The organism is Actinoallomurus bryophytorum, from assembly GCF_006716425.1.
GTDB classification, from domain to species: Bacteria; Actinomycetota; Actinomycetes; order Streptosporangiales; family Streptosporangiaceae; genus Actinoallomurus; species Actinoallomurus bryophytorum.
The window spans coordinates 6,197,973-6,213,640 of the sequence record NZ_VFOZ01000001.1 but is presented as its reverse complement, the minus strand read 5'-3'; the positions used below and the strand labels follow the sequence as shown (position 1 = coordinate 6,213,640).

The 15,668-nt window shown below is 71.4% G+C and carries 14 protein-coding genes; 4 read left to right on the top strand and 10 right to left on the bottom strand.

The genetic code is table 11. The features are described 5' to 3' along the window. Positions 1 to 19 precede the first annotated feature (19 nt). Positions 20 to 1,183 carry a winged helix DNA-binding domain-containing protein gene (locus tag FB559_RS29110; protein ID WP_141959592.1) on the top strand — a complete coding sequence of 388 codons (1,164 nt, stop codon included), beginning with the start codon at positions 20 to 22 and terminating at the stop codon, positions 1,181 to 1,183. Positions 1,184 to 1,289: 106 nt separating this feature from the next. Here the strand turns inward: FB559_RS29110 and FB559_RS29105 are convergent, their stop codons facing one another. Next, the gene (locus tag FB559_RS29105; protein ID WP_141959591.1) at positions 1,290 to 1,871 is read right to left on the bottom strand and encodes an NADPH-dependent FMN reductase; all 582 of its coding nucleotides are present in this window, start codon (positions 1,869 to 1,871) and stop codon (positions 1,290 to 1,292) included. 86 nt (positions 1,872 to 1,957) lie between these two features. Here FB559_RS29105 and FB559_RS29100 point away from each other — a divergent pair, with 86 nt between their 5' ends. Further along, on the top strand, positions 1,958 to 2,428 hold the full coding sequence (locus tag FB559_RS29100; protein ID WP_141959589.1) for a MarR family winged helix-turn-helix transcriptional regulator: 471 nt from the start codon (positions 1,958 to 1,960) through the stop codon (positions 2,426 to 2,428). A 34-nt stretch (positions 2,429 to 2,462) separates the two neighbouring features. Here the strand turns inward: FB559_RS29100 and FB559_RS29095 are convergent, their stop codons facing one another. The 4 genes from FB559_RS29095 to FB559_RS29080 are packed head-to-tail and all read right to left on the bottom strand — an operon-like array spanning position 2,463 to position 7,064. Beyond that, complete coding sequence (locus FB559_RS29095; RefSeq protein WP_141959587.1) at positions 2,463 to 3,473, bottom strand: ABC transporter permease; 1,011 nt, start codon at positions 3,471 to 3,473, stop codon at positions 2,463 to 2,465. Continuing rightward, the gene (locus FB559_RS29090) at positions 3,470 to 4,438 is read right to left on the bottom strand and encodes an ABC transporter permease (protein ID WP_141959585.1); all 969 of its coding nucleotides are present in this window, start codon (positions 4,436 to 4,438) and stop codon (positions 3,470 to 3,472) included. The genes FB559_RS29095 and FB559_RS29090 overlap by 4 nt, the downstream gene beginning before the upstream one ends. Next, entirely contained in the window at positions 4,435 to 5,985 is a 1,551-nt protein-coding gene (locus FB559_RS29085) for a sugar ABC transporter ATP-binding protein (RefSeq protein WP_246122150.1), read from the bottom strand. The genes FB559_RS29090 and FB559_RS29085 overlap by 4 nt, the downstream gene beginning before the upstream one ends. Before the next feature lie 2 nt (positions 5,986 to 5,987). Continuing rightward, positions 5,988 to 7,064 (bottom strand): ABC transporter substrate-binding protein, encoded by a 1,077-nt coding sequence (locus tag FB559_RS29080; protein ID WP_141959582.1) that lies wholly within the window; start codon positions 7,062 to 7,064, stop codon positions 5,988 to 5,990. A gap of 148 nt (positions 7,065 to 7,212) precedes the next feature. Between FB559_RS29080 and FB559_RS29075 the strand changes: the two genes are divergently transcribed. Both FB559_RS29075 and FB559_RS29070 read left to right on the top strand, forming a co-directional pair. Then, positions 7,213 to 9,720, top strand: coding sequence for a LamG-like jellyroll fold domain-containing protein (locus FB559_RS29075; protein WP_221640221.1), 2,508 nt, complete (start codon positions 7,213 to 7,215; stop codon positions 9,718 to 9,720). A 101-nt stretch (positions 9,721 to 9,821) separates the two neighbouring features. Continuing rightward, on the top strand, positions 9,822 to 10,481 hold the full coding sequence (locus tag FB559_RS29070; protein ID WP_141959578.1) for a class I SAM-dependent methyltransferase: 660 nt from the start codon (positions 9,822 to 9,824) through the stop codon (positions 10,479 to 10,481). Here the strand turns inward: FB559_RS29070 and FB559_RS29065 are convergent. The 5 genes from FB559_RS29065 to FB559_RS29045 all read right to left on the bottom strand — a co-directional run bounded on the left by FB559_RS29065 (position 10,441) and on the right by FB559_RS29045 (position 15,620). Then, positions 10,441 to 11,958 (bottom strand): sugar ABC transporter ATP-binding protein, encoded by a 1,518-nt coding sequence (locus FB559_RS29065; protein ID WP_246122148.1) that lies wholly within the window; start codon positions 11,956 to 11,958, stop codon positions 10,441 to 10,443. The two genes, FB559_RS29070 and FB559_RS29065, sit on opposite strands and share 41 nt — an antisense overlap. Positions 11,959 to 12,061: 103 nt before the next feature. Then, positions 12,062 to 12,874, bottom strand: coding sequence for a DeoR/GlpR family DNA-binding transcription regulator (locus tag FB559_RS29060; RefSeq protein WP_141959576.1), 813 nt, complete (start codon positions 12,872 to 12,874; stop codon positions 12,062 to 12,064). 138 nt (positions 12,875 to 13,012) lie between these two features. Then, complete coding sequence (locus FB559_RS29055; protein ID WP_246122147.1) at positions 13,013 to 13,528, bottom strand: GNAT family N-acetyltransferase; 516 nt, start codon at positions 13,526 to 13,528, stop codon at positions 13,013 to 13,015. Positions 13,529 to 13,565: 37 nt separating this feature from the next. Beyond that, a complete protein-coding gene (locus FB559_RS29050; protein WP_246122146.1) occupies positions 13,566 to 14,837 on the bottom strand; it encodes an alkaline phosphatase family protein in 1,272 nt (423 codons plus the stop codon). A 126-nt stretch (positions 14,838 to 14,963) separates the two neighbouring features. Then, entirely contained in the window at positions 14,964 to 15,620 is a 657-nt protein-coding gene (locus FB559_RS29045; protein WP_141959574.1) for an HAD family hydrolase, read from the bottom strand. Positions 15,621 to 15,668: the final 48 nt, after the last annotated feature.

The window sequence follows — 15,668 nt, the reverse complement described above, 5'->3', positions numbered from 1 at the left end:
TTGGGGCGATACTCAGCGGATGACGATGAGGCGGTTCACGGTCGCGGAGCGCCGGGCGCGGCTCGGCGTACGGCACCGGCTGGCGGCGCGGGCCGAGACGGCGCCGGAGGTGGCGCGCTCCCTGGTCGCGCTGCACGGCACGGACCCCGCGTCGGTGTACCTCGCCGCCGCGGCGCGCATGCGCTCCCCCGACGTCGCGGCCATCGAGGGTGCGATGTACTGCGACCGTCTGCTGGTGCGGATGCTCTGCATGCGCCGGACGGTCTTCACCGTCCCGGCCGAGCTGGTGCCGGTCGTGCAGGCCGCCTGCACCAACGACGTCGCGCGGCTCGAACGCCGCCGTACGCTGCTGTTCCTCGAACAGGCCGGTGTCGGTGGCGAGGCGTGGCTGCGCGAGGTCGAGGACGCGACGGTGAGCGCCCTGCGGAAGCGTGGCGCGGCGTTCGCGGCGGAGCTGTCCGCCGACGAGCCGCGGCTGAGGGAACGGCTCGTACTCGCCCACGGGACGAAGAACGAGTCATGGCCGGCCGTCGCGAGCCGGGTGCTGCTCGGCCTGGCCGCGGAGGGCCGGATCGTACGCGGCCGGCCGCGCGGGTCCTGGATCAGCAGTCAGTTCCGCTGGTCGCCGATGGAGTCCTGGCTGCCCGGCGGGATCCCCGACGTGCCCGCCGAGGAGGCGCGGGCCGAGCTGGTGCGCCGCTGGCTGACGGCGTACGGCCCCGGCACCGTCGCCGACCTCAAGTGGTGGACCGGCCTGAACCTCACCCAGGTCAGGAAGGCGCTGGCCCGGATCGGCGCCGAGGAGGCCGACCTGGACGGCACGCCCGGCGTGGTCCTGGCCGAGGACACGGGGGCGCAGGCCGACCCGTGGGTCGCCCTGCTGCCCGGGCTCGACCCGACCGTGATGGGCTGGAAGGACCGCGAGTGGTACCTGGGCGGGCACGGCACGGCGCTGTTCGACCGGACGGGCAACGCCGGCCCCACGGTCTGGGCCGACGGCCGGATCGTCGGCGGCTGGGCCCAGCGCCCGGACGGCGAGGTCGTCCACCGGCTCCTGGAGGACATCGGCGCCGAGGCGTCGGCCGCGGTGACGGCCGAGGCGGCCCGCCTCGGTGAGTGGCTCGGCCCGGTCCGCGTCACTCCACGCTTCCGCACCCCGCTCGAACGCGAGCTGGTCGCGTAGGGCCTCATCCGAAGTCCCCGTCCGTAGCGAGCGGCACGCAGTGGGACAACGGGACTTCGGATGAGGCCCTAATGCGCGTCTGACAGATCCCTGTCACCGAGGATCTCTAGGCCGCCGCGCCCGCCTTGGCCTCGCGTACACCGCGCAGTGCACCCGACCAGGCGATGACCTGGTCGAGCATGCCGCGGACCGCGACGTCGAGGCCCTCAGCCGGGACGAAGACGCCGGTCGAGAACGCGGGGATCAGGGCGACGGCGGGCTGTGCGCGGACCGTGGCCACCTGGAGCTCGGCGAGCACGAGCCGGAGCGCCTCGGCCGCCCGCACCCCCGCGGCCCATCCGCCGTAGCTGACGATGCCGGCGGCCTTGTCGTTCCACTCCCGGTAGACGTAGTCCAGAGCGTTCTTGAGCGCGCCGGAGAAGGAGTGGTTGTACTCCGGGGTGAGGAACACGAAGCCGTCGAAGGCGTCGACCAGCCGCGACCAGTCACGGGTGTGCGCGTGCTCGTACTCCTGGAGGTTCGGATTGCCGCGCTCGTCGAGGTTGCCGAGGCCGTGGTGAGTGAGGTCGATCGGCTCGTAGTCGGCGCCGCCGTGGGCACGCGCCGTGTCGAGCACCCAGGAGGCGATCTGATCGCCCCGGCGTCCGGGTCGTGTGCTGCCGAGGATGATGCCGATGCGAAGTGCCATGATGTCCTTCCCAAGGAGTTGACGCGTCAACTCTAGGAGCCACGGAGTTGATACGTCAACTGATGTCCGCCGGTATGATTCCCGCCATGGCGGAGACCCGTACGCTCGAACCCGACGAATGGGAGCTCTGGGACACCTGGATGCGCGCGCAGCGCCTGCTCACCCGGGAACTCGACCGCGGTCTCCAGCGCGACTCCGGCATCTCGAAGGCCGAGTTCAGCGTGCTGGTGACGCTGTGGCAGGCACCCGGCCGCGAGATGCGCGTCGGCGAACTCTCCGAGTCGCTCGACTGGGAGAAGAGCCGCGTCTCCCACCAGCTGACGCGCATGGAGAACCGCGGCTTCGTGGAGCGGACCGAGTCCGGGTCCGGCGGCCGCCGGACCCGGATCGGGCTGACCGCCAAGGGCCGCCACGCCGCGCAGAGCGCCGTCCTCGTGCACGCCGGCAACATCCGCCACCACTTCTTCGACTCGCTCACGCCCGAGCAGGCCGCGGCCATCCGGGCATGGAGCGAGCAGACGATCGACCGCATAGAACCGCGCGACGGCGCGGCCTAAGAGCCCGTCCGACGGATCATGTGGTGACCAGATCTCATCGCAGCCGCTGGACCCTGCTGAGGTAGGTCTGCACGACCACCACGGCGGCCAGGAAGGCACCGCTCACCACCTGCTGGTAGGAGGAGGACAGGTCCCCGATCTGGTTGATGAGGTTCTGGATCACCCCCAGCAGGAGCACGCCCGCGGCCGTCCCGCTCACCGAGCCGGCGCCGCCGGTCAGCAGCGTGCCGCCGATCACGACCGCGGCGATCACGTCGAGCTCCATGCCCGTGCCCAGGATCGTGACTCCCGATGACAGCCGTGCCGCGTTGAGCGCGCCGGCCAGGCCGGCCAGCAGGCCGGACATCACGTAGACGACGACCTTCGTGCGCGCCACCGGAACGCCCATCAGGTCGGCCGCGTCCTCGCTGCCGCCGACCGCGTACACGCACTGGCCGAACCTCGTCCGCTGGAGCAGCACCGCGCCGGCGGCGAACAGCGCGAGCGTCAGGTAGACCGGGTACCCGAGGCCGAGGACGCTGCCCTGGCCGACCCGCGCGAGCACCGAGCCGTGCGGGATGAGGTACGTCCTGGCGCCCTCGTCGGAGATGGACAGCAGCAGGCCGCGGGCGCCCAGCAGGCCCGCGAGCGTGACGATGAACGGGGCGAGCCGTACCCGGGCGATCAGCAGGCCCTGCGCCAGGCCGAACGCCCCGCACACCGCGAGCGGCAGCAGCAGCGCGGCGAGCGATCCCCAGCGCACCCCGTACGCGGCCAGCACCCCGCCGAGCGCGAACACCGAGCCGACCGACAGGTCGATCCCGCCCGTGATGATCACGAAGGTCATGCCGAGGGCCACCGTCGCCAGGAAGGACGAGGTGATCGCGATGTTGCCGAGGTTGTCCCCGGTCGGGAAGCGGTCGAACGCGAACGACCCGATCGCGACCAGCAGGACCAGTACGGCGGCGGCGCCGTGCCGCTGGATCAGCCCGAAGACACGCTCACGGCCGGAGGCCCCCGGCGGATCGGTGACCGGACCGGCCGCAGCCATCGTCTGTCCCGTCATCGCGCGGTCCGTCCTCGTGCGGCGTACACGGCGGCAAGGATGATCACTGCCTGCACCATCTGGGCGAGTGAGTCCGCGAGGTCGTGCTTGATGAGCGTCGCGCGTACGAGCTGGATCAGCAGCGCGCCGGCCACGGTGCCCAGCACCCGGACCCGGCCGCCGGTGAGAGGGGTTCCGCCGACCACGACGGCCGTGATGGCGGACAGCTCCATCAGCAGTCCGAGCGACGACGGGTCGCTGGCCTGCAACCGTGCCGTGGCGAGGATGCCGGCCGCCGCCGCGAGCAGGCCCGACGCCACGTACACGAGGAGCAGGATCCGCCGGACCGGCAGGCCGGACAGCTCGCTCGCCGTACGGTTGCCGCCGATGGCGACCAGCCGCCGGCCGAACGTCGTGCGGCGCACGACCGCCATGACCACGACGGTCAGCACGGCCGCGGCCACGACCGGCAGGGGGATGCCCGCGACGCTGGACGATCCGAGGTTCAGCAGGCCGGGGTTCTGGATGTCCTTCAGCCGGCCGCCCGCGACGACGAGCGCGATCCCGCGGCCTCCCACGAAGAGCGCGAGGGTGGCGACGATCGGCTGCACGCCGACGAACGCGACGAGGGACCCGTTGACCAGCCCGACCGCGACGCCGCCGAGCAGCCCCGCGACGACGGCGGGCACGACGCCGTACCCGAGGTAGAGAGGGATCAGCGCGGTGGCGAGCGCCATCACCGAGCCGACCGACAGGTCGACGCCCTCGGTGCCGATCACCAGGGCCATGCCGAGCGAGACGATGACGACCGGCGCCACCTGGACGAGCTGGGTGCGCAGGTTCTCCACTGACAGGAAACGCGGCGTGATCGCGATGTTGACGACGACGAGCGCGGCGATCGCCGCGTACACGCCGTAGTCCTGCAGCCAGGCGAGGACCCGGTCGCGGTCCAGCCGCGAGACGGGCAGGGCGGCGGTGTCGGTCATCCGGACGCCACCCCGTCGCCGGTGTTCGCCGCCATCGTGGTCATGACGCCCTCCTCGGTGAGGTCGGCTCCGGTGAGCTCGCCGACGACCGTGCCGTCCTTGAGCACCACGACGCGGTCGGAGCCCTCGACCAGCTCCTCCAGGTCCGCGGAGATCAGGAGTACCCCGAGCCCGTCCTCGGCGAGCTCGTCGATCAGCGCCTGGACCTCGGCCTTGGCCCCGACGTCGATGCCGCGGGTCGGCTCGTCCAGGAGCAGGATCTTGGGTTCGGTGGCGAGCCAGCGGGCGAGCAGGACCTTCTGCTGGTTGCCGCCGGACAGCTCGGCGACCCGCTGGTGCGGGCCGGCGGCCTTGATCCGCAGCCGCCGCATGAACGTCTCGACGATCCGGTCGATGCGCGCCTCGGAGACGACGCCTCCGCGGGAGAGCCGGGGCAGCGCCGCGAGCGCGATGTTCTCCCGTACGGACAGCGACGCGATGATGCCCTCGGCCTTGCGGTCCTCCGGCAACAGGGCCACGCCGGCCCTGATCGCGGCGGCTGCCGACCCGTGGCGCAGCGGCGCGCCGGCCACGGTCACCCGCCCGCCGTCGAGCCGCAGCGCGCCGGCGATGGCCTTCGCGGTCTCGGTACGGCCGGCGCCGAGCAGGCCACCGAGGCCGACGACCTCGCCGGGCCGGATCGCGAGCGAGACGTTGTCCAGCACGTGCCGGCGAGTGAGGCCGGACGCCTCGATGACCGGGGTGTCGCGCGCGGCGTCGTGGGATCCGGAGAACTTGGTGACCCCCTCCGTGCGTACGTCGGAGACGGGACGGCCGAGCATCAGCGAGACGAGGCGCAGCCGGTCCAGCTCCGCGAGAGGGCCCTGGTGGACCACCCGGCCGTCGCGCAGCACGGTCACACCGTCGCAGATCCGGTACAGCTCGTCCAGACGGTGGCTGACGTAGATCACCGAGATGCCGCGCTCGCGGAGCCGGCCGATGACCCCGAAGAGGGTGTCGACCTCGCGTGGTTCGAGGGAGGACGTCGGCTCGTCCATCACGACGACCCGCGCGTCGACCGAGACGGCGCGGGCCAGGGCGATCATCTGCTGGACGCCGACGCCCAGCGTCCGCAGCGGGCTGCGGACGTCGACGTCGATGCCGTACGCCGCGAGGGTGCGCTCGGCCTCCCGGTGCATGCCGCCGAAGTCGATGAGGCCGAACCGGCGACGCGGTTCGCGGCCGAGGAACAGGTTGCGTGCCACGCTCATCGACGGGACCAGGCCGATCTCCTGGTGGACGGCCTGGATCCCGGCGCGCTGGGCGCCGAGCGCGCCGGCGAAGTCCACCCGCCGCCCGGCGAGACGTACCTCGCCCTCGTCGGGACGGTGGACGCCGGTGATCACCTTGATCAGGGTGGACTTGCCGGCGCCGTTCTCCCCGACCAGGGCGTGCACCTCGCCGGGCGCCAGGCGGACCGACACCCGGTCGAGGGCGACGACTCCGGTGAAGCGCTTGACGATGCCGCTCACCTGGAGCAATGGGTCCGCCGCGTTCAGGTCGGCCACGGTCAGAACGCCGAGGACACGGACTGCTCGGCGTTGGAGGCGTCGTACTCGCGGTCGGAGATGATGACCTTGTCGGGGATGGCCTCGCCGCCCAGGAACCTCGTCAGTGTCTGGAAGGCGAGCGGCCCGAACCGCGGGTTGCTCTCGATGACGGCCGAGATCCAGCCGCTCGGGATCTGCGACACGGCCTGCCGGGTGCCGTCCACCGTCACGATCTTGATCTGGCCGGCCTTCTTGCCGGCGCCCTTGAGAGCCGTCACCGCGCCGAGGCCCATCTCGTCGTTCTCGGCGTAGAGGCCGTTCACGTCCGGGTTGCTCTGGATCAGCTGCTCGGTGACCTGCTGGCCCTTCTCACGGGTGAACTCGGCGGTCTGCTGGAAGGTGATCTGGATCCCGGGCGCCTTCTGCTTGATCTCGTCCTTGAAGCCGTTGGTCCGGTCCGTGGTGACGTTGTTGCCCGACGCGCCGAGCAGGATGGCGACCTTGCCCTTCCCGCCGAGCGCCTTCGCCATCTGGTCGGCCGCGCGCTTGCCCTGCTCGTAGAAGTTCGACCCGATGAACGTCACGTAGTCCTTGCACGCCGTCGCGTTGATCTGGCGGTCGACCGTGATGATCGGGATGTGCTTGGCGGAGGCCTGCTGGAGCACCGGCTCCCACCCGTCGGAATTGAGCGGCGCGATGATGAGCGCCTGCGCCCCCTGCGCGATGAGCTGCTGCACGTCGCTGATCTGCTTGTTGAACTGCGACTGCCCGTTCGTCGCCTTCAGGCCGCCGATGCCCAGCTTCTTCGCCTCGGCCTTGATCGAGGCGGTCTCGGCGATGCGGAACGGGTTCGCCTCCTTCTCGGACTGGGAGAACCCGACCGTCCCGCTCTTCAGGTCGAACTTCGTCGCCCCGAACTTGGAGATCGTGCAGGACGGGGCGCTGCCCGACGGGGTCTGGACGACCTGCTGCTGACCCTGCGTGTCCTGCGCGCCGGGCTGCTTGTCGTCCTCGGACTTGGCGCAACCGGCGGCGGCGACGGTCAGTACGGCGACGAGCGCGGCGGCACGTACGCCACGGCGCGAAGGGACGGTCATGGGCGGATCCTTCCCGGAGATGGGGTGAAGGCACCCGTATTGAGCCACTCGCGATCGGCTTCTGTCAATATCGATCGGAATATTGCAATTGTGGTCATGGGCGTCCATGCTGAGGCCGTCTCCGCCCCGCGCAGATGGGAGCCCGTCCTTGTACGCGCCGCGATCCCCCGGAACGGCCCGCCCTCGTGGCCCGGCCTCCGCCATCGGCCTCGCCCTCGTGCTCCTGGCCGTCCTCTTCGTGCCGGCGGGAGCGTCGGCCGTGCCCGCGCCCCGGCCGGAGGCGCAGACCCAGCTGACGACGCCGTGGACCCACGAGGTCTCCCCCGCGAACGCCCTGCCGGACTACCCGCGCCCGCAGCTGACGCGTTCCCGCTGGCAGAACCTCAACGGCAGCTGGCAGTTCGCCGAGGCGTCCCCGGGCGATGCACCTCCGGCGGGCAGGGACCTGGCGGACCGGATCCTCGTCCCGTACCCGGTGGAGTCCGCGCTGTCCGGGATCCAGAGGCACGTCGACCACATGTGGTACCGCCGGACGTTCACCGTGCCGCGCTCGTGGCACGGCGACCGGCTGCTGCTGCACTTCCAGGCCGTGGACTACCAGTCCGCCGTCTACGTCAACGGCGTCCGGGTCGCGACGCACACCGGCGGCTATGACTCCTTCACCGCCGACGTGACCGGCGCGCTGAAGGGCGCGGGCCCGCAGGAGGTCATCGTCGGCGTCGACGACACCACCGACATCGACGGCCAGCCGGTCGGCAAGCAGCGCCAGGCCGGCGACGGCATCTTCTACACGCCGTCCTCGGGCATCTGGCAGACCGTGTGGATGGAACCGGTGGCCGCCGCGCACATCGACCGGCTCGACACGACACCCGACCTGGCCGGCGGCGCACTCAAGCTGACCGTACGGGCCTCCGGCGTCACGTCACAGACCGTCGAGGCCACCGCGTACGCCGGGTACCGGAAGGTCGGGCAGGTGCGGGGCCGGGCCGGCGCTTCGCTCATGTTGCCCGTGCCGCATCCCCACCTGTGGAGCCCCGACGACCCGTACCTGTACACGCTGAAGGTGCGGATCCTGGATGGGCACAGGAGCGTCGACGCCGCCGGGTCGTACTTCGGGATGCGCTCGATCGGCCTCGGCAAGGGCCCGGACGGCAAGGTGCGTACCCTCCTCAACGGCAGGTTCGTCATGCAGGTCGGCACGCTCGACCAGGGTTTCTGGCCGGACGGCATCTACACCGCGCCGACCGACGCGGCGCTCCGCTTCGACCTGGAGGCGCACAAGAGGCTCGGCTTCAACATGGTCCGCAAGCACGTCAAGGTCGAACCCGACCGCTGGTACTACTGGGCGGACCGGCTCGGCCTGCTCGTCTGGCAGGACATGCCCTCGACGTTCGCCTCGCATGCGCCGGCGGCGTCGGTGAAGGAACCGTTCGAGGCCCAGCTGCACGCGCTCGTCGACCAGCACCGCAGCCATCCGTCGATCATCACCTGGGTGCCGTTCAACGAGGGCTGGGGCGAGTACGAGCCCGGCCGCATCGTGAGTGAGATCAAGGCGTGGGACCCCAGCCGTCTCGTGAACGCGGACAGCGGCGTCAACTGCTGCGACTCACTCCCCGACAACGGCGAGGGCGACATCTACGACAACCACACCTACGTCGGGCCCGGCGCGCCGGGCCAGCAGGGTGCTCGCGCGGCCGTGGACGGCGAGTATGGCGGGCTCGGCCTGCGGGTCGACGGGCACATGTTCGACCCGGAGAACGGCTTCGCGTACGAGATGGAGCCGGACGCGGCCACGCTCACCCGGCGCTACACCGAGCTGCAGGGCCAGTTGCTGCAGGTCGAGAAGAGATGCGGTGTCTCGGCGTCGGTCTACACGCAGATCACCGACGTCGAGGACGAGCTCAACGGCATGTACACCTATGACCGCCGGGTGCTCAAGCCCGGCGCCGACCAGGTACGCGCCGCGAACCTCGCGCTGATCAAGGCGTCGGGCTCGGTCGGCGAGGGTGGCGGGACGACGTACCCGCCGGGCACGCCCGGACTCGACGGCGTGGCCTTCTACCCGCTCGACGAGGGCAGCGGCACGGTCGCCGGGGACGGCGCGGGCCGGCACGACGCGACGCTCGTGAACGGTCCCGTGTGGACCGACGGACACTCCGGCTCCGCTCTGCGGTTCAACGGCTCGGACCAGTACGCCGACACCGGCGCGGCCATCCTGGACACGACCGGGAACTACAGCGTGTCGGCCTGGGTGAAGCTGGAGCGGCTCGGGTCCTTCGCCACGGCCGTGAGCCAGGACGGTGACACCAACAGCGCCTTCTACCTGCAGTACTCCGGCGCCGACGACCGGTTCGCGTTCAGCTTCGCCGGCGTACGCGCGCTCGCGCCCACCGCGCCGCAGACCGGGCAGTGGTACCACCTCGTCGGCGTACGTGACGCCGCGAGCGGCACCCTCACGCTCTATGTGAACGGGCAGAGGGCGGGCAGCGCACCGGCCTGCCTCGGTGACGCCTCCACCGGCCACACCGTGATCGGCCGTGGGCGGTTCGGCGGGAACCCGGTCGACTACTGGCCCGGCGCCATCGACCAGGTGCACGTCTACGACCGCGCCCTGTCGGCGGACGAGGCCGGGCGGCTCTACCAATCGGGGAAGTGATCCGCGGGAGGGGCCCTTCGCCGGGCCCCTCCTCTCGCGATTCTTGACCTTGCCCCAGGGTGAAGCCCGACAGTGTCCGTGGCGACCCGAAAGGAACCCCCATGGATGACGACGCTCTCCTGGCGGAGCAGCTGGCCTACTACAAGGCGGGCGCGGCCGAATACGACCGGCAGTACGCCGAGTACGAAGGCCTGCGGAAGTTGCTGGCCGTCGTCGACGAACTCCCGATCGCCGGTGACGTGCTGGAGCTGGCCTGCGGAACGGGCCAGTGGACCTCGAGGCTTGCCCCGCGGGCGCGTTCGGTGACGGCAGTGGACGCCTCAGCCGAAGTGCTGGCCCTCGCCCGCGCGCGTACCGCAGCCTCCCCCGCCGTTCGGTTCGTCCAGGCCGACCTGTTCGCGTGGCGGCCGCCACGACGCTACGACACCGTCTTCTTCGCCTTCTGGCTCTCCCATGTCCCGCCGGCGCGGCTGCCCGCCTTCTGGAACACCGTCGCCGCCGCGCTCGCGCCGGGCGGCAAAGCGATCTTCGTCGACAATGGCCCCGCCATAGCCGCGGAAGAGGAAGTCCTGGCGGACCAGCCGGCCCCGGCGGTGCTGCGCCGGCTCGATGACGGCAGTGAGTATCGCGTCGTGAAGGTCTTCCACGATGTCCGGCCGCTCACGGACGACCTCACGGCGCTGGGGTGGTCGGTCCGGATCCGGTCCATGGCCGGGGACTTCATCGGCGTCGCGGAACCGCCGAGGCCATCGCGGCGATGATGCCCTCCTCGGTGACGTCGAGCCCGGTGAGCTCGGCCGCGACGGCGCCGTCGCGCAGGACGACGACGCGGTCACAGCCGTTGACGAGCTCCTCCAGGTCCGAGGAGATCAGCAGGATCGCGAGGCCGTCCACGGCCAGCTCGTCCAGGAGGTCCTGAAGCTCGGCCTTCGCCCCGACGTCGATGCCGCGGGTCGGCTCGTCGAGCAGGAGGACCTTGGGCCGCATGGCGAGCCAGCGGGCCAGGAGCACCTTCTGCTGGTTGCCGCTGGACAGCTCCGCGACCTTCTGGTGCGGCGAGGTCGCCTTGATCTGCAGCCGCCGCATGAAGGTGTCGACCATCCGGTCGATGCGGGCGCCGGAGACGACACCGAACCGCGACAGGCGCGGCAGTGCGGCCAGGCTGATGTTGTCGCGGATCGACAGGCTCGGGATGATGCCCTCGGTCTTGCGGTTCTCCGGGAGCAGACTGACGCCGGCGCGGATGGCCCCGGTGATGGAGCGGTTGCGCAGAGGGGCACCCGCGACCGTCACCTGCCCGGCGTCGAGCGTCAGCGCGCCCGCGATGGCCTTGGCCGTCTCCGTACGGCCGGCGCCGAGGAGCCCGCCGAGCCCCAGCACCTCGCCCTGGCGGAGCTCGATCGAGACGTCGGCGAGAGCGTGCCGCCGGGTCAGCCCGGTGGCCCGCAGGTAGGGCGGGTCGCCGGGGCGCTCGTGCGCCCCGGCCTGCTGGGCCGCCGGCAGGCGGGCGGGAGGCCGGCCGAGCATGAGCGACACGAGGCCACGGCGGCCGAGGGCGGTCAGCGGACCGGTGTGCACGACCCTGCCCTCCCGCAGGAGGGTGACCTGGTCGCAGATCTCGTACAGCTCCTCCAGCCGGTGGCTCACGTACAGCACGGACCGGCCCTGTTCTCGCAGCTCACAGACGACGCGGAACAGCGTCCGCACCTCCGGCGGCTCCATCACGGCTGTGGGCTCATCCATGACGATCACCTGCGCGCCGCCGGTCACCACCCGGGCGAGCGCCACGAGCTTCTGCGCGCCGGCGCCGAGCGATCCCAGCGGACGGCGCACGTCGGCGGGCACACCGTACGCGCGCAGGATGGCGGCCGCCCGCTCGTGCATAAGGGCGGTGTCGATGAGGCCGAACCGGCCGCGGGGCTCGTCACCGAGGAACAGGTTGCGGGCGATGCTCATCGAGGGGATCGCGTTGTCGTCCTGGTAGACGGCCCCGATCCCGGCCCGCCGCGCGTCGAGGGTGCCGTCGAGCCGCAGCGGCTCGCCGAGGCGGCGGAGCCGCCCCCCGTCCGGGCGATGGACGCCGGTGAGGACCTTCACGAGCGTGGACTTGCCCGCGCCGTTCTCACCGGCGAGGGCGTGCACCTCGCCGCGGGCGAGGGAGAGTGAGACATGGTCGAGGGCGAGCATGCCGGGAAACGCCTTCACGACCGCGGCGGCTTCGAGGGCTTGGTGTACCACGAGACTCCTCCCGTGTTCGCCCGGTCCGTGCCCCGATCGTGACGCGGGTCGTCACGTCATCGAGAAACGGTCCGATAACGATAGCCGCCCCGATCACTTTCGATCAGGCCTGCGGGCGGGCGACATGGAGGCGTACGCCGCGGACCCCCAGCTCGTGCAGCTCCTCCTGAGGCGCCGCGTCGCCCGTGACCAGGTGGTCGATGCGGTCCGTGGCCACCGTCTGCACCATGGTGTCCACCCCGATCTTGGTGTGGTCCGCGAGCACCACGACCTCCTCGGCTGATGCCGCGAGCGCCTTGTCCGTGCTGGCCACCTGCATGCTCGGCGTCGAGAGGCCGCGTTCGGCGGTGAGCCCGTTGCCGGAGATGAAGGCGCGGCGCACCCGCAGCCCGGCGAGCGATCGCTCGGCGGCGCTGCCCACCAGGGCCTGGACGGGGCCACGCAGCGTGCCGCCGGTCATCACCACCTCGATGCGCGGCGAGGCCGAGAGGGCCTGCGCCACGAGGAGCGAGTTGGTCACGACCGTCAGATCGGTGTGACCGGTCAGCCGCTGCGCGAGCGCGTGGGTCGTGGTGCCCGGCCCGATCACCACGGCGTCGCCGTCCTCCACGAGCGCGGCGGCGAGATCCGCGATCGCCCCCTTCTCCGCCTTCGCGACCTGCGCCTTCTGCAGGTGGGTCGGCTCGTGGGACAACTCGCCGGGCAGGGACGCACCGCCGTGATGACGGTCCAGCAGCCCGTCGGCCTCCAGCGCGCGTACGTCGCGGCGCACGGTGACCTCGGAAGACTGCACGGCCTCGGCTAGCTGCCGCAGGGACAACGTGCCGTTCGCGCGGAGAAGCTCGAGGATCCGCACGCGCCGCTCGGCACCGAAGACGGGCTTGCGACCGTCCGCCGCTCCCTGGAGGTCGCTCACGGTTCTCCCCACGTCCTGCCCACGATGCGAAGACAATCGAACAGTTCCGATCGTAGTCAGCCATCGCCCGTGGTCACATCCGCGGTACGCCGCCGAGAAGGTCAGAACCGCGGCGTCGGCGCGGCCCGAGACACCGGCTCAGCCCGTGTGCGGTGGTCGCGCCATGTAGACGTCGATCGGGTCCTGGGCCTCCACGGTGAACCCGTGACGCTCGTACAGCCGCCGGGCGGCGCTGCCCCGCAGGACGTTCAGGCGGACGAGTACGCCGTCGGCGTCGGTCCGGTCCAGCAGTGTTCGCAGGACGGTGGAACCGAGTCCCCGGCCCTGGACACGTGGGGCGAGGTAGAAATGCTCCAGCCACTGCCCGTCCTCGGCCGGCCGCAATGCGACCGAGCCCGCGAAGACACCGTCGGCCACGATGACCGACGTGTGCTGCGGGGTGAAGGAATTCCGCAGCCGCTGCCGGACCCGATGCTCGTCGAACCGCCCCAGCCGCTCCAGGTCCGGGCGCATCACCACGGCCCGCAGCTCCGCGATCGCCTCCACATCCGCCGGCTCCGCGGGGCGCATCGTCCACCCGAGCGGCCGGTCCGGCCCGACGCCGGCCACGACCCGGCCCGCCTGTACCTCGTCCACCCTCGTACTCGCGTCCACGGCCGGATTATGTCAATGGGCACCCATCGCCGCAGAACTAGGACGTCTTGAAGCCGCGGTCGCGTGCGAGGGCGGCGAGCTCGGGCCAGTCCTCCCCCGAGTGCGCGTGCTCGGGGATGAGGCAGCCGAGCGTGATCGGGAGCGGGACCTTGTAGCGCGAGGCCGTGAGGTTCGGCGGGCTCGTGAAGTCCAGGACCTCGGCGAGGTTGTTCGCCGAGGCGTCGCGTACCGTCAGCGGCGGCAGGCCGAACCTCCATTCGATCATCTTCAGCACCGACGTGTGGTCGTACAGGCCGTGCGCCACGTGTCCGCGGCGCGCACGCGGGGAGATGACGACGCAGGGAACGCGGAACCCCCGCAGCCCGGCGCCGAGGTCCGGGTTGGGGTCCGGGCCGGCCGGCGGGGCGACGTGGTCGAAGAAGCCGCCCCACTCGTCGTACGTGACGACCAGCAGGGTGCGCTCCCAGCTGGGACCGGTGACGATCGCGTCGTGGACCTTGCCGAGGAAGTGCTGGCCGAGGCGAATGTCGGCGAGAGGGTGCTCGTCCTCGGACATTCCCGGGACGGCCTCGCCGAGGAAGCCCGGGTCCACGAACGACACCGCGGGCAGCGTGCCGGTCGCGGCGGCCAGGTAGAACTCGGTGATCTGGCGGCTGATGCCGAGGTACTTCGTGCCCCACAGCGCGGTGATCGGCACGTCGGTGTAGAAGTAACGGCCGGTGACGCCCTTGGCGGCGAGCCGGTCCCAGATCGCCGGCATCGTCGCGATCTTGTCGACCGAGGTGGTCGTACGGTCGGTCTGCGCGGAGTGCAGGAAGAAGCGGTTGGGGAAGGTCGGCGCCATCATCGCGGCGAAGTAGCGGTCGCAGACGGTCCACTCGCGCGCCGCGCGGCCATAGAAGCCCAGGTCGACGGCCTCGAAGTAGCCGATGGACAGCTCGTCGTTCGACCCGGCCCGCAGCCAGCCGTCACACGCGCCGTCATTGAGCTCGGTGCGGCCGCCCTCGTAGGAGTGGTCGGGGTCGTTGAAGCCGCAGCCGGCCGGGGAGGTCAGATGGTGGGTGTCGTGCGCGACGCCGGCCGCGTCGGTGTACGTCAGCCCGGCCTGCCTCCCGTCGGCGCCGGGAAGCCAGCCGAGGTAGTGGTCGAACGACCGGTTCTCCATCATCACGACGACGATGTGGTCGATACCGGACTGCCCCGGAGCGGGCAGGGAGGTCGCCGCCCGCGCCCGTCGTGGTGCGACGACGCCCGCCGCGACCGCTCCCGCGGTTCCCGCCATGAAACCGCGCCGACTGACATCGTTCACCGTCGTCTCCCAACGTCAACGGGATGGCCCGAGCCGAGTATGACGGCTGGGACTACCGCCGAGTGAAGTTGGGAAGACCGCTTCCGGACACCTAACGGGCAGGCCGGGGCACAAGGGGCAGGCGAGTCAGGCGAGGGGGCTTCCGTCGAGCTGCCGCAGCAGGTCGGCGACGTCCGGGTAGACGGCGACGGCGCCCGCCTCGCGAAGGGCCTCCTCGCCGATCCCGCCGGTCAGTACGCCGACGCACGGCACTCCCGCCTTCCGGCAGGCGTGCACGTCCCAGACCGCGTCGCCGACGAAGACGGCGCGCTCCGGCTCCACCTCGGCGCGTTCGAGCGCGACCTGCACGATGTCGGGTGCGGGCTTGCTCTCCCCCGCCTCGCTCGACGACGTGGCCGCGGCGATCGCGTCGTCGGCGTCCAGGGTGGCGCGCAGCGCCGCGAGCTCGCCCGAGGAGGCGGAACTGGCCAGGACGACCTTCTTGCCGCGTCCGGCACAGGCGCGCAGCAGGTCGGCCGCGCCGTCGAAGGCGCGCAGCCGGGTCCAGAAGACGCCGTACAGCGCACGGTGTGCCGCCCTGATGTCATCGTCGGCGTCGCTGTCGCGGTCGCCGGGCAGCAGATGGTCCAGCAGCTTGTCCGAGCCCATGCCGATCGCCCGATGGACGTCGGCCATGTTCACGCCATGGTCATGCTGGCGGAACGCCTCCCACCAGCACACCGCGTGCAGGTAGTTGGTGTCGACCAGCGTTCCGTCCACGTCGAAGATCACCGCGTCCGCCATTCCCGTCGCGTACCCGGGCGGCACACGAGTAACCCTGTCACCACCCGG